We start from the raw sequence: 26,044 nt of genomic DNA on the forward strand, positions 1-26,044 counted from the left end.
CTATTTATTCCCCTTTCTAACAAGATATATAAATATTGGAACTCCTATAAGAGCTGTTATAGAGCCCACTGGAGTCTCATATGGAGGATTTATCATTCTACTTAATATATCCGTATATACAAGTAGCACAGCTCCTAGAACCAAAGAACTTGGTATTATATACTTATAATCTGAGCCTACTATTCCTTTAGCTATCTGAGGAACTATAAGACCTATAAAAATAATATTACCTGATACTGAAACAGATGCTCCAGTCATTAATATTACTAATACTATACATATAAATCTAACAATGTCAGTTTTTTGCCCTAACCCTATTGCCACTTCTTCTCCAAGACTTAGGATAGTTATTCTTGGGGCCATAATCATAGATAGGATAAATCCAATACCTCCAACTATAAATAATAGCTTTATACCTTCCCACGTTACGCCTACAAGTCCTCCTGATATCCAAAAACTTAATTGCTGAGATAGATTAAAGTACATAGATATTGCAGAGGCCAAAGAAATTAACAATGTACCAAGAGCTACCCCTGCAAGAGCTAATTTTACATTATTAACTCTTCCTCTTGATTTTGAACTTACAAAATATATAAATAAACCACTTATACTTGCTCCAATAAATGCAAATATCATTACACTAAAGTTCCCATGTATAAGTTTAGGAAATTTTTGTTGAAGTACTAATGATATTGCAATAGCAAATGTAGCTCCCTGTGTAATTCCTATAACAGAAGGTTCAGCTATAGGATTTCTTGTTATTCCTTGCATTATAGCACCTGAAACTGCTAAAAATCCTCCAACAAGTGCTGCTGCTATTGCCCTTGGAAGTCTAACATCCTTCACTATTCTCATATTTATTCCATCTTCCATATTTATTAAACTACTTATAACAGTCGATAGATTCATATCTTTAGCCCCAATAGTTATGGATAATACAATTCCAAATACAAGTGCAACTATACTTATTAATATCAACGAATAAGTCAGATTTTTTTTACTAAGTGTAGTCAATTATCCTACCTCCTTTTCCCTTTTAATTCCAGTGCAGTAATATATTTATTAAGTATTTTATGATTTTAAACTTATTAAAAATAGGTGTGAAAAATGAACATCATTATCTCACACCTAATAAGTTAAGAATTACTTTGTTAATTCATTTTTAACTGATTCTAATAACAACTCTTTTCCAATTGGATTATATGATTGGCTGAAAAATGGAGCTGCATCAAGTATTGTTACATTTCCATCTTTTACTGCTCTCATTTGAGCCCATATAGCACTATTTTCTAAATCTTTTTTATCTGATTCTGTAGCTATCACAATTATATGGTCTGCATCTATATCTGTAAGACCCTCCATACTTACCATTGGCAATGTTATTCCATCTTGCTTTGGCATATTTTTAGGTCTAGCTAATTTCATATCATCATTAATTAAAGTTCCAATTCCTCCATCACTAAACACCATAAATTGTCCCGAACTTGCTAATACTGGTAAATAAGTTTTTTCTCCATTTTTTTCTACAACTTCTTTACCTAGTTTTGTAGCTTTTTCATCATACTTTTGTAACCAATCCTTAGCTTCGTCTTCTTTATCAAATATTTTTGAAACATCAGTTAACTTACTTCTCCAGTCATTTGCATAATCTTTCATCATGACTACAGGAGCTATTTCTTTTAATTGGTCATAGATTTTTTCTTGTCTTTGACTCATTATTATTAAATCTGGATTTGCTTCTAATATAGCTTCCATATCCATAGTATCCATCATAGAGTGACCTACTATCTTTACATCTTTAAGTTCTTCTCTTATGTAACTTGGCAATTTATCAGTTTCATATGAGTCTACATTTGCTGTTGCAATAGGTTTATGACCAGCTATTAACAATTCCTCACTACTTCCTGATATATCAACTATTTTTTTAGGATTTGATGGTATCTTCACCTCTCCCTTAACAGATTGTACAACTCTTGTATCTGATTTTTCTTTATTATCTGTGTTACTATCTGAACATGCCGTAACAAGTACTAACGTAGTTATAATAGATATAAATATTGCTAATGATTTTATTTTTTTCATGATTATTTCTCCTACTTGTTTATTATACTTACATGATATTGATTATCATAAGCACATATTTATTATAGCATTTTTCTAGTTTTAGTCAATATTATTTTGCAAAAGGATAAAAATTCCTAATTAATCTTAATTAAATATACTATAGATAAGGTTTTCTTTCATTGAACAATAAATTTTATATCTGTTCTTTATGTAAATATAATAAATAGAATGACTTTTCAGTTAAACAATGATAAAATGCAAGATACAGAATAGTAATTTAGTAAGGAGGATTTAAAGCGTGGTACATTTAGTATATTGTGATAATGCAGGTAAAAAAGGAGAAAAGGTATTAGATAAAATTTTGGCTGGAACGAAGACAATGGTAATTAGAGGTGCTGCTGGTAGAAAAATACCACATAGCAGAGTATTTCAAGAAGAGTTACTTTATTTTATGGAAAAAGGAACTTCAAGAATTTCTGCAAAAGCTACTGTTAAAAAAGTAGACAACTATATTAAATTAACAGAAGACGAAATTTGTAAAGTTCTAGATGAAAATCAACCAAAACTAAATTTATCTGATAAGCAAAAAGTTCGTTGGCATAAAAAATGCTTATGCTTAGTTGAATTTGAAAATGTTCAAGAAATAACACCTCTTGATTTCGACCATCAAGGAAATATGGATGATTGGCTTATTATTGAAAAAATTGAAGATGTAGTTGTAGGTACTAGTATACCTTACAATTACGAGAAATCTAAATTTTAGAACATTAATAAAAGAATAATAAATTGCTAAGTTATAACTTTTTAACATATTTTAATAAAAAAGAGTGTTTTTAATAATTATAGAAATTATTAAAAACACTCTTTCATAATAGTTAAATTAGACTACTTGCTTTCCAATCTTTCATACAAATCTACAAATTCTTCTGCTAGTTGTTGAAAGTTCATAGATGTCATTAAATGGTCTTGTGCATGAACTAATATAACACTCATTTCAGTTTTATTACCATTAGCTTCATTTTGTATTAACTCTGTTTGGAACTTATGTGCTTTATGAATTGACTCTTTTGACTTTTCAATACACTCTCTAGCTTCATCTATATTTCCGTTCTTTGCTTCTTTTATAGCTTCAAAAGCTAGACCTTTTGCATCGCCTGCAAATCCAATTATTCCAAAAGATATTTCTATCATCTTCTCATCCATCTGTATACCTCCTAAATATCTCTATAGCTTGATATGACTAATCCATTTTCTCTCAAAAACTCTTTGACTTTTTTAGATGTAAGTATTTTATGCTCTTTTGTTCTATCAATTGCATAAGATGTAGAATTTAAAATATAATCGTCTAAAAAAGCTGGGTGAGACATAATATCCACTACATCATACTTCATTATTTCTTCTATATTTTTTATAAAATACTCTTCACTCACATTTTCTTTATAAAAGCTATCTATTAATGGAACTATTTTTGAATACTCTAAATCGTATTCAAACCCTCCTCTTATTGGAAGATTATACTTATTTACAATTTTCTCTATTACTGGTTTTAAATTTACTAAAGTATGAATATGATGATGACTATCTAAATGAGATATGTCTATTCCAAGTTCTTTTACTCTCTCTATTTGAGCACAAAGTTCTTCATAAATCTCATCATAATCCATTTTTTTAATAATTTCGTCTGTAATTCTTCTAATAAAAAAACCTTCTTTATCAACAATAGTTTTTAAGTTAGACAATAATGGTCTACCACAACTTAAAGTCATATGAACTCCACAATTTAAATCTCTATTTTCTTTAAGTAGCTTTACTCCATGTTCTACACCAGGCATATTTGCCATCATAGATGTGGACTTAACTATTCCATTATTATGAGCTGATATTATACCATAATTCACAGCTTCGCAATATCCAAAGTCATCTGCATTTATTATAATTTTAGTCATACCATAACCTACTTTCTATAAACTATCTATTAAATCTAGGAAGATAATCTTTATGAGCTTCTAACATTTCATCTAATATAGTTTTTGCCAAATCATCCGATGGAATCAATGGATTTATACAAAGTGCCAATAAAGCAGATTCATAATCTCCATATACAGCTGCTTTGGCTGCTAAAACTTCAAATGACTTAATTTGACTTACTAACCCATGTACAGAATCTGGTAAATAGCCTATACTTAATGGTCTTGGTCCATTTTTTGTTATTACACTACTTACTTCTACCGCCTGCTCATCTTTAAAGTCTCTTATAGCCCCATTATTTAATGTATTAACTACTTGGATGTCTTTTTTATCATTGTAGATAGAACTTATTAGATTACAAGCAGCATCACTATAATAAGCTCCTCCTCTTTTTTCAAGTTGAGGTGGTTTTATATCTAGCTTTTCATCTTTATATAGTTCAAATAATTGTTCTTCTAATTCTTTAACCACTTGACCTCTAGCTTTTCCCTCTTTAAACTCTATTAACTCATCTTCAAGCATTTCTTTAGTTTTATAATAATATCTATGATATGGGCAAGGTATAGCACCTAAAGATTTTATAAAATCAGCATTAAAATCAATTGCCTTTATATTTTGCATACTTATATCTGCTTTAACAAATTTATCTATTGCTTCTTTTGTAACATCTTCTCCGTCTAAAGCTACATTAAGACCATAAACCATATGATTAAGACCTGCAAAATCCATACTTATTCTATCACTTTCTACATTGAATAGTTTAGCTACATCATTTTTTAAATGAATTGGTACATTGCATAGACCTATATATTTTTTAAAGTTAGTGTATTTGAATACAGCTTCTGTTATTATTCCTGTTGGATTTGTAAAGTTCACCATCCATGCATTTGGACATAATTCTTCCACATCTTTTATTATATCAAATATAACTGGTATTGTACGAAGAGCTTTAAACAACCCACCTGCACCATTAGTTTCCTGTCCCATAACTCCATGAGATAAAGGAATAGTTTCATCTTTAATTCTTGCATCTAAAAGACCTACTCTGAGTTGTGTTGTTACAAAATCTGCGTCTTTTAAAGCTTCTCTTCTATCTAAAGTAAGATTTATTTTCATATCTATTCCAGCTTTTTTTACCATTCTTTTAGCTAGATTTCCTACTATCTCTAGTTTTTCTTTTCCATCTTCTATATCTACAAGCCATAACTCCTTTACAGGTAGCTCCTTATATCTATTTATAAAACCTTCTACAAGTTCAGGAGTATAACTTGAACCTCCTCCAATTGTAACTATTTTTAGCCCATTTTTCATCTCATTATACCATCCTTACTTATAATTTAGTATATATTATAAAACTTTATCTATTTATTGCCGAATAAAATTACCTAGTTGTCAATTTTTGTTAATTTTTTAGCTTCCATTTTTTCAGATGCTATAACAAACGGAATATATATTAATATTGACAATATTAAATTAAATAGTGCTAAAGCTCCTCCAGTCCAATCACCTGTAGCCATTGCCCCACCTAATATAGGAGGTGTTACCCAAGGTATTTTAGGTAAAATTACTGGTGCTACTAATCCAAAATCTATTGCTAAATATGATACAGCACTACATACTACTGGTGCAAGTACAAATGGAATCATAAAAATAGGATTTAAAACTATTGGAAGCCCAAATATTAATGGTTCTCCTATGTTAAATATTGCTGCTGTTCCTAAGTAAGTCTGTTGTATCATTCCCCATCCTTCAACTGCGCTAGTACCACCTTCTGGAACTATCTTACCAATTTGTGGAGCCATTATAAAAAAGATAGATAGTGCTATAAGCCCAGCTTGTAATCCATCACTTTCATAAGACTTTGCTAGGAAATAGGCAACACCTATTACTAAAAATACTGCCATCGTACCTATAGCTCCCCACCAAAGGTCTCCTCCAAACATAGTCCAATTTTCTCCAAATATACTTGCCATCAGATTTTTATATGCTTCTAATGGCAAGTTGTTTATCAATGTTCCCAATGCACCTACCATAGTTATAGGTATCATTGCTATAAATGCATCCCTTACTGCTACTAAGTGCCTTTGAGCTCCTACCTTTGCAGCTACAGGCACTATATATTTATCCATAAATGACATGAATTTTTCCATTTTACATCCTCCAGTACAACTTTATTTTGAATTATTTAACTCCACTGCTCTATCTAGGACAGCTTTCCCATTACATCTTCCATAATCCATCATATTTATAACTTCTACTGGAATATTATATGGTTTTGCCATTTCAGTTGCTTTTCCTAATACATATCTAACTTGAGGTCCTAAAAGTAAGACATCACAATTTTCTATTTCATTTTTTAAGTTCACTTCTGATATAGCCCATATTTTTGCTTCTATACCGTTTTCCTTCGCGGCATTCTCCATTTTTGTAACCAATAAACTAGTTGACATTCCTGCTGAACAAGCTAACATTATTTTTATCATTTTCTTACCTCCAAATTAGAATTTATTAAGTATCTTTTTAAGTCACAATATCTTTAAACTATACATTTAAAGTGTCCTTATTTATTAATTTTTATTTTAATGTATATATTTTATTTTTAAATGTATATACATTTATTTCTTGATATTATTATATATCAAATGTATATACATTTCAAGAAAACTTTTTCATTTTTTCTTAATTTTTATTCGACAACAGCACTTAAAGTTAAAGTATATCCATGATGATATGTGTGTGAGTATTCAAAAACCTCACTATTTTGCAACTTACAAACTTGATTTATATATAAAAGTGCTTCTGGTTCTTCAATTTCTAAATTAGTCATACATTCCTCATTTGATATTACAGCTTGTACTTCTCTCTCTGACATAGCTATTTTATATCCACATACTTCTTCCACAAAATTATAAAGTGAATTTTCACAATGAATTTTATTTAAATTTGGAAATAACTTAACTGGCATATATGTAATCATATATGAAACCCTCGTTTCATCTGCCAATCTTACTCTTTTTATCTCCCATACATTTTCTCCTAAGCTAATATTCAATTTACTTGATAATTCTTCATCTGCTTGAACTATTTCAAGAGATACCAATATATTAGATACTTTATAGCCTTTACTTTCCATCTCCTTAGTAAATCCACTTACAGAAGATATATTATCGTATATTTTATTTGCGAGTACTATACTTCCTACACCTCTTTGCCTAGTTATATAACCTTCCTTAACTAAATTATTTAATGCTGACCTTACAGTCATTCTAGTCACATTAAATTCTTCACTTAATTGCTTTTCAGATGGGATTAAATCCCCTTCTTTCAAACTATCTGAATTTATTAATTCTCTTACATGATTTTCTATAACTTTATAAATTGGTTCTTTCATTTAATTCACTCCTAATCAATTCGAACTTTTATATGATAAGTTAATTTTATATACAAACAAACAAAATGTCTATACATTTAATATAAATTAAATTTTATTTAGACACCTTATATAATTTCCCAAGTTTAAGCAGATATATAAATAAACTTATCATTAATATTCCCTTTAATATACTTGATATTGTTATACTCCACCAAACACCATTTAATCCTAATATTTCTGGTCTAGATATAAAGTAAGCTAATGGTACTCTTGCACCAGTCAATACAGTAACTATTATAGAAGGTATATAGGTTCTACCTAATCCTTTAAAAGCTCCTGTTGTTATTATTTCTAGACACATAAAAAACTGAGAGTATCCTAATATTTTAAGATACATAGCTCCTTTTTCTATTGCTTCACTTTCATCTATAAAAACAGAAAAAATACTTCCACCTGCAAATATCAATACTAAGGTTGTCATTATTCCAAGTATAGAAGATACAATTATAGCTATTTTACATCCTTTATTTATTCTAGAATACTTTTTGGCTCCATAATTTTGTCCAACAAAGCTTCCTAATGCAACAGCTAATCCTTCAGCAGTCATCCATGATATTGCTTCTATTTGTGACCCTACTTTTTGCACTGCAACTGCAACAGGCCCCCATGAAGCCACTATTACACCAAGCAACATTGAAAATATTGTAAACATTCCACTTTGTATAGCTACAGGAAAACCTAACTTATATAACACTTTATAGTATTTAAGTTCTATTTTTCTGAAGATTTTTATCTTAAAATACTCCTCTTTACTCTTAAGTATTATATATAGAAAACATGTAGTAACTACTATTTGTGCAAATACAGTAGCAATAGCAGCTCCTGCAACTCCAAGTTTTGGAGCAGGTCCCCATCCAAAAATTAGAACAGGGTCAAGTATAATATTAGTTATTAGCCCTATTGTATTGATGCAAAAAGGTGTTCTACTATTCCCAAGTCCATTGAAAATTGCAGTAAATACTGGATTGATAAAATAAAATACCATACCTAAAGCTACTATTATTAAATATTGTCTGGACATAGATATAACTTCTAAATCTCCCAATCTGAAAAAACCTATTAGTTGTTTATTGAGTACTATCAAAACCATAGTATATATTATTGCCAACATAAGGTTTATTTCTACTGCTTATTTTATATATGATTTAGTAGTGCTTATATTATTTTCTCCTATACTTTGTGCTACCTTTACTTCACCACCTACTTTTGAAATCATAATAAATGCCATTGCAAGCCATGGAAAAAATCCCGCTGTCCCAACTGCAGCTACTGCTTTACTTCCAGCTTTACCAACCCATATCATGTCTATCATGTTATATCCCATTTGTATAAATGAAGTCCCCATTATTGGGAGTGATAGTTTAAGTAACTTTTCAGTAATCCTTCCTTCTGTTAAATCAAGTCTATTTTTCATTTTCCACCTCTTTTATATTATAATTATAAAATTAAAAAGCCCTTTAATTGTACACTTAAATCAACTACTATGTTTATTTAAGTAAATTTACCATCATAAATAAATTTATTATATTTAAACTCAATAAGTTGAAATAAAGTTACTAATTTAAAATGATTTTTAGCTTCTACTTTTCTAATCTACCATATATTATTTCTCTATAACAGTACATTTAACACCTTGAATATCTATATTATTCTTCCCAGTCATTAATACAAATTCTACTCTGTACAATATACCCCATTTACAAGAATTTACTTATAATATAGCATTTTTAGATTATTTAATATATATTACCTGTCTATGTAGTTTCAAATTGTGTTAACTATAATAAAATATGGTAATGTTTATCATTGATTTTCAGCAATAGATATAATTATATCACTATCTCACCACTATGGTTCTTATTTTAATACCATTAAGTAAATATATCAAAATCACCAACAAACTTGTTATATAGGCCAATATATTCCACTATATTTTCCAAAGATTGACAAGTTTTTTTGGGGTTGATATACTAATACTTAAAATATTTTAAATTCGTATGAGGTGAAGCAATGAACATAAATGAATATATCAAAGACTCTGTTTTAGTTTTTGATGGTGCAATGGGTACATACTATTCCAAACTAAAAAATAGTCCTTTCAATTGTGAAATAGCCAATATAAATGATGCATCTACAATATTGTCTATCCACGAGGAATATATAAAAGCTGGATGTATGGCTATTAAGACAAATACTTTTGCAGCAAATGAAACACTTCTAGAGTGTGATTTTAAAACTGTCAAAGATATTATAAAAAGTGGGTATGAAATTGCATTAGAGGCAACAAGAAATACAGATGTATTTATATTTGCTGATATTGGTCCAATACCTGCTCTAAATGATAGAAATTTGTTACCTGACTATAAGAAAATAGTAGATGTATTTTTAGAAATTGGAGCAACTAATTTTCTATTTGAAACATTTAGTAGTGATGAATATTTACCAGAAATCTCAAGTTATATAAAAGAAAAACAACCAAATGCATTTATCTTAACAGAATTTGCAGTTAATCCAGAGGGCTTTACTAGACTTGGAAAAAGTGGAACTAACATCTTTAAATCTATTTCCAAGGACAAAAATATTGATGCATTAGGATTTAATTGTATCTCTGGCCCACACCATTTATTACATTTTATAAAGACACTTGATATTAATGACAATATAGTTTCTATTATGCCTAATGCAGGCTATCCAACTATTATCAATAATCGTACATTTTTTGAAGATAACTCAGACTATTTTTCAGAACAGATGCTAGAAATATTAAATCAAGGAGTTCAGATACTAGGTGGATGCTGTGGTACAACACCTGAATTTATCAAAAAAACTGTTGAAATAATAAATTCTTTATACAAGGGCAATGTTACCATAAAAAATGATATTTCTCCAAAAGAAAAAATTAAATCTGTAGCAAAAAACGAGCTCTTAGAAAAGATTGATGGAGGTAAAAAAATTATAGCAGTTGAATTAGACCCTCCTATTGATACAGATATTGAATTTTTTATGAATAGTGCTGAAAAACTAAAAAACTACGGAGTTGATGCAATAACAATTGCTGACTGCCCTATAGCAAGAGCAAGAGTTGATAGTAGTTTATTAGCTTGTAAAATAAAGAGAAAGTTAGACATCACTCCTATTCCACATATGACATGTAGAGATAGAAATATTAATGCTACAAAAGCTCTTCTTTTAGGATTAAATATTGAAAACATAAACAACGTGTTAGTAGTAACTGGAGACCCTATACCTTCTGCTGAAAGAGATGAAATAAAGGCCATGTTCAGTTTTAACTCTTCTATACTAGCAAATTACATAAAAACTTTAAATAAAGATACATTTAATACTCCATTTAATATATTTGGAGCTTTAAATATAAATGCAACAAACTTTGATTCTCAACTTAAGCACGCTAAGATTAAAATAGAAAATGGGGTTACTATGTTTTTAACTCAACCAGTTTTAACAGAGCAAGCTTTATTAAACTTAAAAAAAGCTAAGGAAATACTTCCTGCAAAGATACTAGGTGGAATTATACCTGTAGTAAGTTACAAAAATGCTTGTTTTATGAATAATGAAATTTCAGGAATTACTGTTTCACAAGACATTATAGACATGTACAAAGATGCTTCAAAAGAACAATCTACTAAACTTGCTATCAATATATCAACTCAAATAGCAAAAGAAATTGAACCTTATGTAGATGGTTATTATATTATTACACCATTTAAAAGAATTGACATAGTATGTGATATATTAGCAGGTATTAATAAATAAAATAATTATAATATAAATACTATTAAGATATTATAATGTTTATTTATTAAAGTATAGTGTAATTTTAAAAAGCCTTGTATTTGAATCTTTTAAGCTAAATTATAGATTGTAATTTTTAGATGATTTTGATAATATAGATGTATATTATGGTAATATTTATAGATATACATTAATTATGGGGAGATTTTGTGAAATATTTTTTTACAAAAAATTTGGGATATGGAAATAAATAAAAAATTCAATAGAGTTGATATGCAAGTTTCAATACTTACTGCAATTATTGTAATAATTTCTTCTTCATGTGTTTATTTTTTTAATTATGCACTCACTTATAATGATATGATTTATACTTTAAGTGAGAGGTCAAGACATATATATAAGTATGTAGAAAAAAATCTTGATAAAGATACCTTTATTGAAATTAATTCTGAAAAAGACCACTCAAAAGAGTCTTATAAAAGTGCTAAAGTGCTATTGGAATCTGTAAAGAATACTACTGGAGTTATGTACTTATACACTGCAAAAAAAACAAAAGATGGCTCATTAGTATATGTTGTTGATGGTTTAGATTCATCTAGAAGCGATTTTAGAAATGCTGGTGATTTGATAGAAAAAGAGATTTGGGGTGACCTTAACAAAGCACTAGATAATAATATATTGCTACCTAAAAAAATAAAAAAAACATCTTGGGGACATATATTTATATCGTACTTTCCCATCCATAATGATGTTGGTAAAGTCGTTGGAGTAATGGGAATTGAATTTGAAGCAAAACATCAATACAATACTTTTAGATTTATAAGTATAGTTACTCCTTTTATAGCTTTATTAACCTGTTTAATATCAGCATTAGTAGCAGTAATCCTGTTTAAACGTATATCTAATCCTACATATACTGATTTTGCCAATACTGATTATCTAACAGGATTAAAAAATAGAAACGCTTTTGAAATAGATATGAATAACTTAAACAATTCAAATCTTAAACAACCAATTTCTATAATGTCAATAGATTTAGATGGTCTTAAAAAAATCAATGATAAATTTGGCCATCAAACAGGAGATTTATACATTAAAAATGCAAGTAAAATTATACAAGATGTAATAAATAAAAAACATATAGTTTATCGTGTTGGTGGAGATGAGTATATAATTATTTTAAAAGATTCTTATCATGAAGAAATAGATAGTATTGTCAATAAGATTAATTTAAAAATAATTGAAGAAAACGCTACTAATGAATTAAATTTATCCATGTCTATTGGATATGCAGTTTTCGATGAAAACTTAGACAACTCTTTATTTGATACATACCATCGTGCAGATTCTGAAATGTATTGTAACAAAAGAAAAATTAATAAAAACGATTAATATTTATTTTAAATTTATATAAAAAAGTCTATTCTATAAACAATAAATTATAAGAATAGACTTCTTTAATATGTGTATTTTTATACAATAACTTCTTTAGTTAAAATTTGCTCTTTTTTCCAAACGATTTTTTATAAATTCATGTATTACCTTAACTAGTACATTTGTAATTAATATCAATACAGCTAGTGCTGCTGCTTGTGCTGTACTTCCCTTATCATCTAACTGTACAATTGATATAGCTGCTACCTTTGAACTTGCTGTATATATAAATACTAGTGCTGATATTGTTACCATAGAATTTAAGAAAAAATACATAAAGTTTTCTAAAACTGCTGGCAAACAAAGTGGTATTGTTACATTCTTAAGAATTGATGCACTATTTATTCCCATTGATTTTGCCACCATGTCTAATTCTTTGTCCACTTTCTTAATAGCTGTAGTTGCAGTTATAAAAGCTACTGAGAAAAAATGTACCACATTGCATATAACCATAATAAATAATGTTCCATACAATCCATTAAACAAGTTCTTAATGTATATTGTATCCATTAGATTAAACTCTAATTTATTAAAGAATAGTACATAAGCTATACCTAACACTAACCCTGGTAATGCCATAGGCAATGTACTTAAAAAATATCCAAATGATTTTAAATATGGAGCTTTTTCTGTTTTTTCGTTTAGATATGCAAATAAGAAAACAAAACTTGTCCCAAGAATAGCTGTCAGGAATGACATTTCTATTGAATTTATAAATGGCTTAATTCCATCAATACTACTTTTCATAGAAAAGTGTTCAAGTGTGAGTCTTAAATCATATGGCCAAACAGATATTAGTGAAGATAAGATTACAGTCAACATTACAGCTATTATTCCAAATGCAATAATTCCTACAATGACTCCAAATATACTGTCTCTTAACTTATTAAATTTAACCTTATATGGGATTGATTTTGAATTTATATATGAATTTTGATTTTTTTCGATTTTTTTAGTTACTATAAAAGATATTATTGCAGGTATCAAAAGTAATATTGATACAGTTGCTCCCATAGGCATATTTTGCTGCCCTATAATTTGCTTGTATACATCTATTGATAATACATTGAAATCTCCTCCAATAACTTTTGGAGCCCCAAAGTCTGTAAAGCACAATGTGAATGATACAAATGCTGAACTTATTAAAGAGTACTTAATGCTAGGTATCGTTATACTTAAAAACTCTCTTATCTTGCTTATTCCCATAGCATTGCTAGCTTCATATAATCTATAATCAGTTGAATTTAGTGATATATAAAGTATCTGAAATGATTGAGGAAATACATATATAATTTGTGCTAATACTATTCCAATTGAACCATATATCGGAATATTTATTCCAAGTAAATTAGTCACTACCCCTTGATTTCCAAATAAATATACCAAACCTATAGCATGCATCATTGTAGGGGCAAACATAGGAAACATCGCTATAGATTTAAGAAGTCCTTTAAACTTAATCTTTGTTCTTGTTAGTGCATATGCATACACTAGTGCGAGAGTTAAAGATATTACAGTTGATATAACAGATACAAATATTGTATTTTTCAGAGAATTTAACAGTGCTTCAGAAGCTAAATACTCTTTAAAATTTTGTAATCCAACAAAAACTCCATCTTTATCTAAAAATGCTTGTACAAACAGATAGATTATGGGCGCCAATAAAAATATTACCAAAGACATAACTAATACTGTAAGCATACATTTTTTTATATCTAAATTTATTTTAGATTTAATATTTAAACTTTTAGAACTTATAGCATTATTATTCATATATTTATGCTCCTTTAACTTTTGGATACTTTAAATAGTATTTTTCATCTATACTTACACTTACAAAGTCACCCTCTACTAAATTTAAATTAACCCATTCTTTTATAGAAACATCACTTATTATAAAATTTTCATTTAATTTATCTTTTATTTCCACTCTCAATAGATTCCCTCTAAATTCTATATTAGATATTGTTCCATGACAATTTTCTTTTGTTGACTTTTCTATTTGAACATATTCTGGTCTTACAGTTAATATAGAATCTCCTCTATCAAAACAGTTTGTATCTCCTATAAATTGAGCTGTAAATAGGTTTTGAGGATTTTGATATATTTCTTCTGGAGTCCCTATTTGCATTATGTCACCACCATTTAAGATTGCAATTTTGTCTGCCATAGTTATAGCTTCTTCCTGGTCATGTGTTACCATTATTGTTGTTATATTTAATTCTTTCTGTAGTTTTTTAATATCCATTCTAAGTTTGTGTCTAACTTTTGCATCAAGTGCAGACATTGGCTCATCTAAAAGTAAAAACTTTGGCTCAAGTGCTAATGCTCTTGCTATTGCAATTCTCTGCTGTTGACCTCCTGACAATGCTTTAGGATACTTATGAGCTTCATTACTCAATCCAACTGTTTCAAGCACTTCTCTAACCTTCTTATCTATCTTTTCTTTTGGTACCTTTCTTTCTTTAAGCGGAAAAGCTATATTATTATATGCTGTCATATTTGGAAATAATGCATATGATTGAAATACTATCCCAAAACCTCTCTTTGATGGCTCTAACTCTGTTATATCTTTATCTTGAAGAATTATAGCTCCACTATTTACATCTTCAAGCCCTGCTATTATTCTAAGTAATGTAGTTTTTCCACATCCACTAGGTCCAAGTAAACATAGAAACTCACCTTCTTCAATATCTAAACTAATATTGTTTAACACTCTTTTTTGGTCATAACTCTTGAACACATTATTTATTTTTAAGTAACTCATATCTAATCTCCCCTTATACAATTATATTTGTTTTTCTAATTTTATATTTTAATTTTTCTTATAAATTTCTTTTCTCTATTTCTATTAAAAAATCCATTTAACTTTTACTTACTTTCAGATTTTGAACCATACTTTGATTCCCAAGTTTTTAACACTGCACTTCTATTTTTTGATGCAGAGTTTAAATCAACTTCTTTAATCAGCTGTTCTAATGGACGTTTAGAGTAACCTTTTGGTACAGGATTATCTGTCTTTATAGAAGTCACTGCTACTTCATGTGCATATCTGTCCATAGCTGAATCACTTATTGCCCAATCTAAAAACAATTTTGCTTCTTTTTTTATATTATCTTTCTTAACCAAAGCATTTGCTTCTAAATCCCAACCTGAACCTTCTTTTGGAAATACTACTTCTATAGGTTCTCCACTAGACAATTGCTGTGTAGCTCTATATCCAAGTGTAATGCCTATTGGGTATTCTCCTGAACCAGCTAGTTTTGCAGGTTTCGAACCTGAATGTGTATATGTAGCTATATTCTTATGTAGTTTATCCATGTAATTATAAGCTTCTTTTTCACCCATCATTTGAATAAGTCCTGATACTGTAAGATAACCTGTACCAGATGATGCTGGATTTGGCATTGTTATAAGACCTTTGTACTCTGGTTTTATTAAATCATTATATCCTTTTGGAACATCTAGGCCTAATTTTTCAAGTTCTTTGTAATTAACTACTATTGCTGTCTCTGGTACACTCATACCTACCCATGATACATCTTTTCCAGTATCCTTAAATCTCTTATCTACCTTGTCATAATTTTTAGGCTTATATGCTTCAAGTGCCCCATCTTCTTTTAGTTCTATCATATTCATTGCTGATAATCCCCATATAACATCTGCTTGTGGATTATCCTTTTCTGCTAATAATTTTGAAGCTATTACACCATGAGAATCCATAACTATTTCTACATCAATATTAGGATACTCTTCTCTAAATCCTTCCATATAGTAAGCTATTTGCTCTTCTTCTAATGCTGCATATATTGTAAGTTTATTATTTCCTTTTCCTTGAGTAGTTTGTGGTGTTGTTGATATGCAACTTGTCATAAATGCAATTACTACAATACACAGACAAGTAAATATAAATTCTTTCATATCTTCCCCCTTTTTGTGTTTTTGTCTTTTTTTAATTGTTTTTTATTGTTTTTGCTTATGTTTATATAATACACCTAATTTGTTAATACGAAGTTAAGTGTAAATTAACAGTTCGTTAATTTTTAGAAATTTTTGTTAAATTTATTATTTTTTTACAAAGTTCTAGGCATATAGACCATTATATCTTCATAAAAATTCTTATAAAAAACACCCTTTTACCCATATGAGTATGATTTTATTTGAGCTTTTTTATATACAAGGTAGAATATACATAACTTTTACATCTGGAGTATTGAAATGAATATTGAGAGATTAATAGGTAATTAATTGATACCGCCAATTCCGAATATGTGCTTACTTGCACTAAAAAGCCTAACTCCTATAAACTAGGATGTTAGGCTTATTTTTATAAGTATTTAATTATCCAACCAAATCATTTTTCTTTTTTTCTTCAAGTGCTTTTTTAAGCACCATATCCTTAACCTTCATAAGTCTAGTAGTACTTGCTCTCTCATTTTCTTCAAGCTTCATAGCAATATACTTAATAGTTTCAATGTAATTTGGTATCATTACATTTTCAAGAGCATTAACACGTCTACGTGTCTTTTCTATCTCTTGTGCAAGAAGCTGTGCACTTTTTTCACTTTCTGCAAGTCTTAAAAGTGGTTCCATTGCATCTGAAAATGCTTCCATAGCAGAATCTAATTCACCTGATGTAAAAGCAAGACCATAAGGATAAATATCACTTTGATTGTTTTCAGTTTTAAAGTCAAACACAGGAACATCAACACTCATTATGTTTCTTGTAGAAACACCTACAGAAACAGATTGTTTTGGCATCATAAGTGCTGAACCTAGATACTCCTGACTCATAACGGCCCTTGCAATTATAAAATTTTTATAAGCAGCATCGAGAGCATTTTCTGCTTCTTCACGTAATCGCTTATTTTCTCTTACAATTTCAAGAAATTGTTTCATAAGTTCATCAAGCTTATCTTTAAGAAGCTTATGACCTCTTGTCGCAGTTTTAAGGAGTTTCTTAAGTCTAGTCATTTCCATACGTGTTGGATTTATATTTAATCTAGCCACAGATATCACTCCTTAGGCATATATTTTTCAAAATATTCATCACGAATACGTTTAAGTTCACTTTTTGGTAACATACTAAGAAGCTTCCATCCAATTTCTAATGTTTGCTCAATAGTTCTGTCAGTTCTAAATCCTTGTGAAACGTATTCTTTCTCAAATTCATCTGCAAATTTTGCATACATTAAATCAATTTCAGAAAGTGCAGATTCACCCAATATTGCCATAAGTTCTTTTGCATCTTTACCTCTTGAATATGCTGCAAAAAGCTGGTTCATTGTATCTGCGTGGTCCTCACGAGTCTTACCTTTACCAATCCCCTTATCTTTAAGACGAGAAAGTGATGGTAAAACATCTATAGGAGGTTGTATATCTTTTTTATAAAGTTCACGGTTAAGTATAATTTGTCCTTCTGTAATGTATCCTGTAAGGTCAGGAATTGGATGTGTTTTATCATCCTCAGGCATTGTAAGTATTGGAATCATTGTTATAGACCCTTCATGTCCTTTCATTTTTCCTGCTCTTTCATACATTGTAGCAAGGTCAGTATAAAGATAACCTGGATATCCACGACGTCCTGGAACTTCTTTTTTGGCTGCGGAAACTTCACGTAATGCTTCTGCATAGTTTGTAATATCTGTTATTATAACAAGTACATGCATATCTTGCTCAAAAGCAAGGTATTCTGCTGCTGTAAGTGCCATTCTAGGTGTAGATACACGCTCTACTGCTGGGTCATTTGCAAGGTTTACAAATACCACAGAACGGTCAATTGCTCCTGTTGCTTTAAAATCACTTATGAAGAAATCTGCATCTTCAAAAGTTATACCAACAGCTGCAAATACAACGGCAAACTTAGAGTCAGTTCCACGAACTTTTGCCTGTCTTGCAATTTGAACTGCAAGATTAGCATGTGGCAAACCAGAACCTGAGAATATAGGAAGTTTTTGCCCTCTAACCAAGGTATTAAGCCCGTCTATAGCAGAAACACCAGTCTGTATAAACTCAGCTGGATAATCACGTGCTGCTGGATTTATAGGTGCACCATTTATATCAAGTCTTTTATCTGGTATAATTTCTGGTCCACCATCAATAGGTTTACCCATCCCACTAAAAACACGACCTAATATGTCTGGTGAAACTCCAAAATCAAGACTCTTTCCTAAAAAACGTACTTTACTTTCAGCAAGGTTTATACCTGTTGAACTTTCAAAAAGTTGAACAAGTGCAGTATCTTCATTCACTTCTAGAACTTTACAACGACGAATTTCTCCACTTGAAAGCTCAATTTCTCCAAGTTCATCAAATTTTACACCTTCTACGCCGTTTATTAACATAAGAGGACCAGCTACCTCTTGTATTGACTTATATTCCTTTATCATAGTTCTTCAGCCCCCCTCTTTTTAATAAGGTCAGCAAGCTCGTTGTCTATTTCATCTTCAATTGCATCGTAAGCAGCATCTAGTTTATCTTCTTCTACATACTTAGCACGACCAATCTTTTCAAGAACTGAAAGCTTGATAATATCATTTATAGTAACATTTTGCTTAATAGCATCTTGTGCTGACTTATAGAATTTTAGAATAAGCCCCATCATTCTATACTGTTTGTGAAGTGATGTATAAGTATCAACTTCATGGAAAGAGTTTTGATGAAGGAAGTCCTCTCTTATAGAACGAGTGACTTCTAGTATCAATCTATCTCCATCTGAAAGTGAGTCAACACCAACCAATTGAACTATCTCTTGAAGCTCAGATTCAACTTGCAAAAGTTTCATAGCTTGAGCTCTTTGAGCTGAGAAATTATCATTTACATTTTTATCTGCCCATACATCAACTTTCTCCTGATAAAGTGAATAACTTGTTAACCAGTTAATTGCTGGGAAGTGACGTTTATATGCTAATGAAGCATCAAGTCCCCAGAATACTTTTACTATACGAAGTGTTGCTTGGCTAACAGGTTCTGATGTATCACCACCAGGAGGAGAAACAGCACCAATTGCTGTAAGAGTTCCTTCTCTATCATCCATACCTAGACAGTTTACTTTTCCTGCTCTCTCATAGAATTGAGCAAGACGCGAACCTAAATACGCTGGGTAACCTTCTTCACCTGGCATCTCTTCCAAGCGACCACTCATCTCTCTAAGAGCCTCTGCCCATCTTGATGTAGAATCTGCCATAAGTGCAACACTGTATCCCATATCTCTAAAATATTCAGCTATTGTAATACCAGTGTATATAGAGGCCTCACGCGCAGCAACTGGCATATCTGATGTATTAGCTATAAGTACTGTTCTTTGCATAAGTGACTCACCTGTTCTCGGGTCTTTTAGTTCAGGGAATTCAAGAAGAACATCTGTCATTTCATTTCCACGTTCTCCACATCCTATATATACAACTATATCTGCATCTGCCCATTTAGCAAGCTGATGCTGTGTAACAGTTTTTCCACTTCCAAAAGGTCCTGGAATAGCTGCTACCCCACCTTTTGTAATTGGGAAAAATGTATCTATAACTCTTTGACCTGTAACAAGAAGTGAATCTGGTGTTTTCTTTTCCCTATATGGTCTTTCTTTTCTAACTGGCCATTTTTGCATCATAGTTACAGCTATATCATTACCTTTTTCGTCTGTGATAACACAAACTGTATCCTCAACAGTAAATTCTCCAGAATATATTTCTTTTATAGTACCTTTTACGCCATAAGGAACCATAATCTTACATTCCACTACAGCAGTTTCTTGAACTACCCCAATTATATCTCCTGCTACGACTTTATCACCAGCAGATTTTTTAGGTTTGAATTCCCATTTAATTGTTCTATCAAGTGAAGATACTTCAACACCTTTAGTTATATTAGTACCTGAAATTTCATACATTTTTTCAAGTGGACGTTGAATACCATCATAAATAGTTGAAATAAGACCTGGCCCAAGTTCAACACTCATAGGCATTCCAAGAGAAACCACTTCTTCTCCTGGTCCTAGACCAGAAGTTTCCTCATAAACCTGTATAGAAGCCTTATCTCCATGCATTTCAATAATCTCGCCTATAAGATGTTTATCAGAAACTCTTACGACGTCAAACATATTCGCATCTCTCATGCCCTCCGCTACAACAAGCGGTCCTGACACCTTTACAATTGTGCCTGTTTTCATATTCTCTCACCTGCAATCATATACTTTATCAAAATTTAAATATTCCCTCCTATATTTTATCAATACATTTTTTAGCATTAACAAAATTTGAGATTGTCTCTTATTCAATTTGCATCTATTCTTTAAATAATATATCTGCACCTATAGCACGTTTACTAGATTCTCTTACTTCATTCATACCTAATCCCATACTTCCTCCAATACCTGGAATAACTATAATAGCAGGAAGTTGATAGTCTTTGTATTTTGCTATTGATTCTTTTGCAAGCAATGACGCCTGTTCTGTAATATAAATTATCGCATATTCATCTTCAACCAACTTATGTATACTTTTTTTAATTTCGTCACTATCATAGGCTGGGAAGATATCTATTCCAAGAGCTAAAAATCCCATGATGCTATCTTTATCTCCAACTACTCCTACCTTATACATAAGCATCCCTTAGCCTTTCTTTTATAGTATCTGCGTCTATATTATTAAGCTTACTAGTCATAATAATCCTAATTGTTTTTATTTCTGATTCTTTAGCATATAAATATGCAATTAGCGGTTCTAGTGTAAGAGGTTTAAATTTTGCATCTCTAACATATTCCATAAGATAATCATCACAAAGTTTTTCAAAGACAGTAAATCCACTATCCATGCCATTTTTACAGACATCAGAGTAAGAAGTAGATTTAAAACATGATGCTGGAGTGTCTGAAGAAAAAGCTTCTAAGAATTTTTCTTTATCAAGTGAGCCACCTGAAACAAACACATTCATAAACATATCAAAATCTTTCTTCATGTTTTTAACTCTTATAAAACTCTTTAGATTTGTTAAATCACAAACTTTCATAACATAATCTATTACAAATTTATTTTGACTTTCTGTAGCTGTCTCTTTCATACTTGAAAAAGTTGCTTTATCTAAAACAATATCAACCATCTGACCATTTTGTGTTTTACTATAAATATCAAATGCATCTATTATTGCTCCTGCCATTATCTTAGGTAAATCACTAAAACTACGATTTGCTAAAGATTCTTTAAGCTTCGCAAGTGAAATTGTACCTCCATCAATTAAGTACTTTTCACCATCTACACCAGAAATTTCTTCTTTAATCAAAACTTTTAAGTTATGATAATCATTTTTATAAAGGAATACATCAACAAATTTTTCTTCAGGGGCTAGACCTTTAAGAATTTCATATGTTTTAGATAATTCTTGAGTCAAAACATTCTCAAAATTGTGAACATTATTATTTGACGAATCCGTATAACCCGCTTCTGCTATAATTCTTAAAGAGTCTTCAGGGCTTTTAGCTTCTGCCATTTGAATAAACATTTGTCTGTTAAGAAGCTGTTTTTCAAGCACTCTTATTCGTGCCACGGCATAGGGATAAGTTTTTTCTTCTGCCATCTTTTAACCCCCCTCCTTAATTAAACAAAATTTCTGCTGCAATTTGCTCAATATCTTCATGCTCTACTGCAATTATAGCTTCAAACGAATAATTATACTCAATGTCACCTTTTTTAACTATGAAACCTCCAGTAATATCTCTAGTTTCATCAGATACTTTAATGCCTTTTTTAGATAATACATCTTTTAATGTTTTTCTATCTTTTTTAGATAATACTATCTCAGATCCATCTGTACAATTCGCTTTTTCAATCATATTTAATATAATTTGTTCATATTCACTATCTTTAAGATTTAGAAGTTTATTTTTAGCTTCTAAAATTACTGCTTCTAAAATCTGTTGTTTCTTTGATAATATTTGTTTCTTAGCCTCCATATAAGCTCCTGATATTTCCTTAGAAGCTGCTTTCTCTGCTTCTGCCTCTGCAAGCTTTGTATAGGAAGCCATTTCCTTTTCAGCTTTTTCATTAGCTGAACTTATCTTTAAATCTGCTTCACTTTTAGCTTTATCCAATATTTCTTGTGCCTCTTGTTTGGCATCAGCTATAATTCTGTCAATCATTTTTTGTTCATTACCCATAGGAGTGCTTCCTCCTTTTCATTTTTTTTACTTATGAATTATATTCTATAATTAACCAACTGCAATTCCATTGTAAGCTAAGAAAGAAACAAGTAGTCCTAAAAGAGCATATGTTTCAACTATCGCTGCAAATGTTATAGCTTTACCAAGTTCTTCAGGTCTTTTAGCAACTATTCCAACCCCTGCTGCTGCTGCCTTACCTTGTGCAATACCTGATACTAAGCCAACTAGACCAATTGGAAGTCCTGCCATAAGAAGTTGTAAACCTTGAGCTGATGTTGGTATCGCATCTCCACCAATAATTCCTGCTTTTGATAAAATAAGGAAAGCTATGATAAATCCATATAGACCTTGTGTACCAGGAAGAAGTTGCAAAACTAGAAGTTGACCGAATTTACTAGGGTCTTCTGTTACAACACCTGCTGCGGCTTGACCTGCTATTGAAGTACCTTTAGCAGAACCCATACCTGCAAATAACGCTGCTATAGCAGCTCCTGATATTGCCAAAAATTGACCATTTCCTAACGCGTTTAAAAATTCCATATTTACATCTCCTTTTTATTAATGCTTGTATATTTTGTTTTATACTTAAACGGAACAAAAGGAACTCCTCCGCCTTCATAAAACTTATTGAAAAATTCTACATACTGTAACCTACTTGTATGAACATATGCACCTAGTGCATTTATAAGAAGGTTTATTGTGTGTCCTACAACACCAATTACAACTGCAAATATTGGACCAGCTATAGCCCCTAAAAGATTGATAACCTGCCCTATAACTCCTGTTGTTAGACAAAGAGCCATAATTCTTGTATAAGATAATATATCAGCAAAATAACTTGTTATACCATAAAGACTTGAAAATCCTTTAAAAAGCTTAACAGGAACACCTTTAAAGCTTCTTCCTTGAGTAAGGATAAGACCTATAGCACCTATAATTGCTAAATATTTTCCTACTTCAGAAAATACGCCAATATCTCCTGCAACAAAAGGTATTATAAGTAGACATACCCCTGTTATACATAAATACCAAAACCCTATATCAAAAATTGCATCTATTACCTTTCCATCTCTTATTAATGTATATGCTTTAATTCCCAAACCTACATATATATGGATAATACCGAACAGTAATGACATCCCCATAAGTACCATAACATCCTCTAAAGGATTAATTAAAGCTTTTATAGGAACTAAATCCCCCAAAATACCCCCGAATATAAGACCCCATATAGTAGTTGAAACTCCACAAATACCAATAAGTTTAATTAAATTTCCTTCACCCTTTTTCATTTTTGATTTGTATACAATAAATCCACAAGCTAGGGCAATTATTATCCCATATGCAGCATCACTTAGCATCATTCCAAAGAATACAACATAGAAAAAAGTCATAATCGTATTTGGGTCAATATCTTTTGTGCTTGGACAACTGTACATGTTTGTTACACTTTCAAAAGGTGTTACAAGTTTATTGTTTTCAAGTAGAATCGGGAAACCTTCTTCTTTGTTTCCTTCCTCTGTTTGAACACAACAATCAAACTTTTCTGTGATTTCACTAATTAGGTCGCTTGCACTTTTACTTGGTAACCAACCATTAAGACAGAATGTTGTTTTTGTTTTTACAAGTCTCTCTATAATCTTTTTCTGGTCTCTTTCTATAGTGTAAAAGTCATATAGATTTTCAAGCATGTGTATATTATTTCCATGATTTTTGATTTCTTCTGTCTTATTTTTAGAAACGTTTTCCTGTCTAATTATCATTTCATTGTATTTCTTGATAGCTTGTGATGGTGTACCTTCCTCACTTGGTAATGTAACTATTGTAAAATTAAATTCTTTAAGAACTTCTGTAGCATTATCAAAAGTTTCTTTTAAAGTAATTAAATAAACATAGTTCATTAACTTGTCAGAATCAATAATTCCAAGAACACTTTCTGGCACTTCATCCTCTAGTCTAACTCTTAAAGCATCAATATTTGCATTTGTGGGTATAGTTCCTAGAATAGTTTTTGTATACTTAGTTTCCATCTTTTCAAAAGGAACATCAAAGTTTACCCATGGCTCTAACATACTTTTATTATTATTTAATAAATTTATGTTACTCCTTATTGTACCTATCTCTTTATTTAGATTATTTAACTCCAAAACTTCAGCATAAATTTCATCTTCTTTTTCACTGTCAATTTTGTTAAATTCTCTTTTTGGTGCAAACATAGCTTTCTTTTGTTTCACTAGTGAAGAAACAATGTCAATCGCTTGATTCACATGTGCCATCTTCTGTTCTAGCATTATAACCTCTGACTCCTCACCATCTTTTGTAAGATGATTTTTTAACTCATCCATTTCAGTAAGAAAGGCACTATCATCAATCTGAACAAATCCACGGTTCATAAGTAGCTTTAAAATTTGGCTTTTTTGAGCTTCTAAGCCAACAATAGATATCTTGTTCATATTAACTATTGCCATATTATCTCACTACCTTTCCAATAACCGCTTCGATTGCCTTACTTCGTCTTTCTGTCGCAGTTTTTTCAATTTTCAGACATTCACTTTTAGCATCTGCCAAGATTTTATCAACCTCTGCTTTACTGTCGGTGACTGCCTTCTCAACAAGAGTTTCTTCCATAAGCTTTGCTTGCTTTTTTACATCAGTCAAGATGCTTTCACATTCGTTTACAGCATCAGCTCTGATAGACTCTGCATCAGTAACAGCTTTTACTTTAATACTGTCTGCTGTCTGCTCTGCCTCAACAATGCTTTTTATTATTTCAAAAGCCATCCAAATCACCTCTCTTACCTTTTTACTATGTATATAACTAATTAGAGTTTTTTATTCTAATTAGATTACTACCTCATTGTTAAAGTATAAACAGCATTTTTATATAATAATTAATTTTTTTCAACATTTATTTTTTAATAAAACATATTTTAGAGTAGTACTTGCTTAGACTTACATTCTTTTTTGACTTACTTTTAGACTATGACATGAGTATGATTTTTAAATATCATTATTTTCAATAATTATAATTTAAAGCAATATGGTTTGTCAATAGCGTTATTTTGTTTTGAAATTAACGGTTTATCGACATTTTCAATTTTTATTTCAATTTTTTTTTACATATAACTTTATTTATTCCATATAAATTATTTTTATCTTTTTTTTCAACACATAGAATGATAAAACTTATTGTTTTTTTTGAATTTTTAGAAATATCTTATATTTTTTCATCTAACTTTTAT

23 protein-coding genes and 1 pseudogene are annotated in these 26,044 nt (G+C 30.3%); 3 read left to right on the plus strand and 21 right to left on the minus strand.

Going from position 1 to position 26,044, the window contains the following annotated elements; genetic code table 11:
- Together IC758_RS15850 and IC758_RS15855 are read right to left on the minus strand one after the other, a co-directional pair.
- Positions 1-1,014 (minus strand): FecCD family ABC transporter permease, encoded by a 1,014-nt coding sequence (locus IC758_RS15850; protein ID WP_227433984.1) that lies wholly within the window; start codon positions 1,012-1,014, stop codon positions 1-3.
- A 129-nt stretch (positions 1,015-1,143) separates the two neighbouring features.
- A complete protein-coding gene (locus tag IC758_RS15855; protein ID WP_227433983.1) occupies positions 1,144-2,082 on the minus strand; it encodes an ABC transporter substrate-binding protein in 939 nt (312 codons plus the stop codon).
- A 280-nt stretch (positions 2,083-2,362) separates the two neighbouring features.
- On the opposite strand from IC758_RS15855, the gene IC758_RS15860 reads away from it, so the two are divergent.
- Positions 2,363-2,827: a hypothetical protein gene (locus IC758_RS15860; RefSeq protein WP_227846026.1), complete on the plus strand. Its 465-nt coding sequence runs from the start codon at positions 2,363-2,365 to the stop codon at positions 2,825-2,827.
- A 122-nt stretch (positions 2,828-2,949) separates the two neighbouring features.
- Here the strand turns inward: IC758_RS15860 and IC758_RS15865 are convergent, their stop codons facing one another.
- The 7 genes and pseudogenes from IC758_RS15865 to IC758_RS15895 all read right to left on the minus strand — a co-directional run bounded on the left by IC758_RS15865 (position 2,950) and on the right by IC758_RS15895 (position 8,879).
- Entirely contained in the window at positions 2,950-3,267 is a 318-nt protein-coding gene (locus IC758_RS15865) for a PTS lactose/cellobiose transporter subunit IIA (protein ID WP_227860585.1), read from the minus strand.
- An 11-nt stretch (positions 3,268-3,278) separates the two neighbouring features.
- A complete protein-coding gene (chbG, locus tag IC758_RS15870) occupies positions 3,279-4,010 on the minus strand; it encodes a chitin disaccharide deacetylase (protein ID WP_227433980.1) in 732 nt (243 codons plus the stop codon).
- Positions 4,011-4,032: 22 nt separating this feature from the next.
- Positions 4,033-5,343, minus strand: a complete 1,311-nt coding sequence (locus tag IC758_RS15875; protein ID WP_227433979.1) for a 6-phospho-beta-glucosidase — start codon at positions 5,341-5,343, stop codon at positions 4,033-4,035.
- A gap of 74 nt (positions 5,344-5,417) precedes the next feature.
- Positions 5,418-6,182 (minus strand): hypothetical protein, encoded by a 765-nt coding sequence (locus tag IC758_RS15880; protein ID WP_227855200.1) that lies wholly within the window; start codon positions 6,180-6,182, stop codon positions 5,418-5,420.
- Between the two features lie 21 nt (positions 6,183-6,203).
- On the minus strand, positions 6,204-6,515 hold the full coding sequence (locus IC758_RS15885) for a PTS sugar transporter subunit IIB (protein ID WP_227433977.1): 312 nt from the start codon (positions 6,513-6,515) through the stop codon (positions 6,204-6,206).
- 203 nt (positions 6,516-6,718) lie between these two features.
- Positions 6,719-7,423: a GntR family transcriptional regulator gene (locus tag IC758_RS15890; protein WP_227433976.1), complete on the minus strand. Its 705-nt coding sequence runs from the start codon at positions 7,421-7,423 to the stop codon at positions 6,719-6,721.
- Positions 7,424-7,517: 94 nt separating this feature from the next.
- Positions 7,518-8,879: pseudogene (locus IC758_RS15895) on the minus strand (MATE family efflux transporter).
- 596 nt (positions 8,880-9,475) lie between these two features.
- Between IC758_RS15895 and IC758_RS15900 the strand changes: the two are divergent.
- Both IC758_RS15900 and IC758_RS15905 read left to right on the plus strand, forming a co-directional pair.
- Positions 9,476-11,239: a bifunctional homocysteine S-methyltransferase/methylenetetrahydrofolate reductase gene (locus IC758_RS15900; RefSeq protein WP_227855199.1), complete on the plus strand. Its 1,764-nt coding sequence runs from the start codon at positions 9,476-9,478 to the stop codon at positions 11,237-11,239.
- A gap of 219 nt (positions 11,240-11,458) precedes the next feature.
- Positions 11,459-12,610, plus strand: coding sequence for a GGDEF domain-containing protein (locus IC758_RS15905; protein WP_227482035.1), 1,152 nt, complete (start codon positions 11,459-11,461; stop codon positions 12,608-12,610).
- A 96-nt stretch (positions 12,611-12,706) separates the two neighbouring features.
- On the opposite strand, the gene IC758_RS15910 is transcribed toward IC758_RS15905, so the two are convergent.
- The 12 genes from IC758_RS15910 to IC758_RS15965 form a co-directional block, all read right to left on the minus strand.
- Positions 12,707-14,425, minus strand: coding sequence for a putative 2-aminoethylphosphonate ABC transporter permease subunit (locus tag IC758_RS15910; RefSeq protein WP_227855198.1), 1,719 nt, complete (start codon positions 14,423-14,425; stop codon positions 12,707-12,709).
- 4 nt (positions 14,426-14,429) lie between these two features.
- Positions 14,430-15,419: an ABC transporter ATP-binding protein gene (locus IC758_RS15915; RefSeq protein WP_227433971.1), complete on the minus strand. Its 990-nt coding sequence runs from the start codon at positions 15,417-15,419 to the stop codon at positions 14,430-14,432.
- Between the two features lie 104 nt (positions 15,420-15,523).
- Positions 15,524-16,573: a putative 2-aminoethylphosphonate ABC transporter substrate-binding protein gene (locus IC758_RS15920; protein ID WP_227433970.1), complete on the minus strand. Its 1,050-nt coding sequence runs from the start codon at positions 16,571-16,573 to the stop codon at positions 15,524-15,526.
- 420 nt (positions 16,574-16,993) lie between these two features.
- Positions 16,994-17,662 carry a V-type ATP synthase subunit D gene (locus tag IC758_RS15925; protein WP_227482033.1) on the minus strand — a complete coding sequence of 223 codons (669 nt, stop codon included), beginning with the start codon at positions 17,660-17,662 and terminating at the stop codon, positions 16,994-16,996.
- 5 nt (positions 17,663-17,667) lie between these two features.
- The gene (locus IC758_RS15930) at positions 17,668-19,041 is read right to left on the minus strand and encodes a V-type ATP synthase subunit B (RefSeq protein WP_227433968.1); all 1,374 of its coding nucleotides are present in this window, start codon (positions 19,039-19,041) and stop codon (positions 17,668-17,670) included.
- The gene (locus tag IC758_RS15935) at positions 19,038-20,816 is read right to left on the minus strand and encodes a V-type ATP synthase subunit A (protein WP_227433967.1); all 1,779 of its coding nucleotides are present in this window, start codon (positions 20,814-20,816) and stop codon (positions 19,038-19,040) included. The genes IC758_RS15930 and IC758_RS15935 overlap by 4 nt, the downstream gene beginning before the upstream one ends.
- 115 nt (positions 20,817-20,931) lie before the next feature.
- Positions 20,932-21,249, minus strand: a complete 318-nt coding sequence (locus IC758_RS15940; protein ID WP_009893746.1) for a V-type ATP synthase subunit F — start codon at positions 21,247-21,249, stop codon at positions 20,932-20,934.
- Entirely contained in the window at positions 21,242-22,219 is a 978-nt protein-coding gene (locus tag IC758_RS15945; protein ID WP_227433965.1) for a V-type ATP synthase subunit C, read from the minus strand. The genes IC758_RS15940 and IC758_RS15945 overlap by 8 nt, the downstream gene beginning before the upstream one ends.
- 16 nt (positions 22,220-22,235) lie before the next feature.
- Positions 22,236-22,799 carry a V-type ATP synthase subunit E gene (locus IC758_RS15950; protein WP_227433964.1) on the minus strand — a complete coding sequence of 188 codons (564 nt, stop codon included), beginning with the start codon at positions 22,797-22,799 and terminating at the stop codon, positions 22,236-22,238.
- Positions 22,800-22,850: 51 nt separating this feature from the next.
- Positions 22,851-23,342 (minus strand): V-type ATP synthase subunit K, encoded by a 492-nt coding sequence (locus IC758_RS15955; protein ID WP_021385913.1) that lies wholly within the window; start codon positions 23,340-23,342, stop codon positions 22,851-22,853.
- 2 nt (positions 23,343-23,344) lie between these two features.
- Positions 23,345-25,270 (minus strand): V-type ATP synthase subunit I, encoded by a 1,926-nt coding sequence (locus tag IC758_RS15960; protein WP_227482031.1) that lies wholly within the window; start codon positions 25,268-25,270, stop codon positions 23,345-23,347.
- Position 25,271: 1 nt separating this feature from the next.
- A complete protein-coding gene (locus tag IC758_RS15965; protein WP_227433997.1) occupies positions 25,272-25,583 on the minus strand; it encodes a hypothetical protein in 312 nt (103 codons plus the stop codon).
- Positions 25,584-26,044 lie beyond the last annotated feature (461 nt).

The sequence above is a fragment of the Clostridioides sp. ES-W-0016-02 genome, assembly GCF_020641035.1.
In the GTDB taxonomy this organism is placed as follows: domain Bacteria; phylum Bacillota; class Clostridia; order Peptostreptococcales; family Peptostreptococcaceae; genus Clostridioides.

Bases quoted from the DNA above. Each gene is read 5' to 3' on its own strand.
- IC758_RS15885 (WP_227433977.1), bottom strand. From the start codon at position 6,515: ATGATAAAAATAATGTTAGCTTGTTCAGCAGGAATGTCAACTAGTTTA.
- IC758_RS15965 (WP_227433997.1), bottom strand. From the start codon at position 25,583: ATGGCTTTTGAAATAATAAAAAGCATTGTTGAGGCAGAGCAGACAGCA.
- IC758_RS15930 (WP_227433968.1), bottom strand. From the start codon at position 19,041: ATGATAAAGGAATATAAGTCAATACAAGAGGTAGCTGGTCCTCTTATG.
- IC758_RS15940 (WP_009893746.1), bottom strand. From the start codon at position 21,249: ATGTATAAGGTAGGAGTAGTTGGAGATAAAGATAGCATCATGGGATTT.
- IC758_RS15905 (WP_227482035.1), top strand. From the start codon at position 11,459: ATGGAAATAAATAAAAAATTCAATAGAGTTGATATGCAAGTTTCAATA.
- IC758_RS15865 (WP_227860585.1), bottom strand. From the start codon at position 3,267: ATGGATGAGAAGATGATAGAAATATCTTTTGGAATAATTGGATTTGCA.
- IC758_RS15935 (WP_227433967.1), bottom strand. From the start codon at position 20,816: ATGAAAACAGGCACAATTGTAAAGGTGTCAGGACCGCTTGTTGTAGCG.
- IC758_RS15920 (WP_227433970.1), bottom strand. From the start codon at position 16,573: ATGAAAGAATTTATATTTACTTGTCTGTGTATTGTAGTAATTGCATTT.
- IC758_RS15915 (WP_227433971.1), bottom strand. From the start codon at position 15,419: ATGAGTTACTTAAAAATAAATAATGTGTTCAAGAGTTATGACCAAAAA.
- IC758_RS15880 (WP_227855200.1), bottom strand. From the start codon at position 6,182: ATGGAAAAATTCATGTCATTTATGGATAAATATATAGTGCCTGTAGCT.
- IC758_RS15960 (WP_227482031.1), bottom strand. From the start codon at position 25,270: ATGGCAATAGTTAATATGAACAAGATATCTATTGTTGGCTTAGAAGCT.
- IC758_RS15855 (WP_227433983.1), bottom strand. From the start codon at position 2,082: ATGAAAAAAATAAAATCATTAGCAATATTTATATCTATTATAACTACG.
- IC758_RS15945 (WP_227433965.1), bottom strand. From the start codon at position 22,219: ATGGCAGAAGAAAAAACTTATCCCTATGCCGTGGCACGAATAAGAGTG.
- IC758_RS15910 (WP_227855198.1), bottom strand. From the start codon at position 14,425: ATGAATAATAATGCTATAAGTTCTAAAAGTTTAAATATTAAATCTAAA.
- chbG (WP_227433980.1), bottom strand. From the start codon at position 4,010: ATGACTAAAATTATAATAAATGCAGATGACTTTGGATATTGCGAAGCT.
- IC758_RS15890 (WP_227433976.1), bottom strand. From the start codon at position 7,423: ATGAAAGAACCAATTTATAAAGTTATAGAAAATCATGTAAGAGAATTA.
- IC758_RS15950 (WP_227433964.1), bottom strand. From the start codon at position 22,799: ATGGGTAATGAACAAAAAATGATTGACAGAATTATAGCTGATGCCAAA.
- IC758_RS15900 (WP_227855199.1), top strand. From the start codon at position 9,476: ATGAACATAAATGAATATATCAAAGACTCTGTTTTAGTTTTTGATGGT.
- IC758_RS15955 (WP_021385913.1), bottom strand. From the start codon at position 23,342: ATGGAATTTTTAAACGCGTTAGGAAATGGTCAATTTTTGGCAATATCA.
- IC758_RS15875 (WP_227433979.1), bottom strand. From the start codon at position 5,343: ATGAAAAATGGGCTAAAAATAGTTACAATTGGAGGAGGTTCAAGTTAT.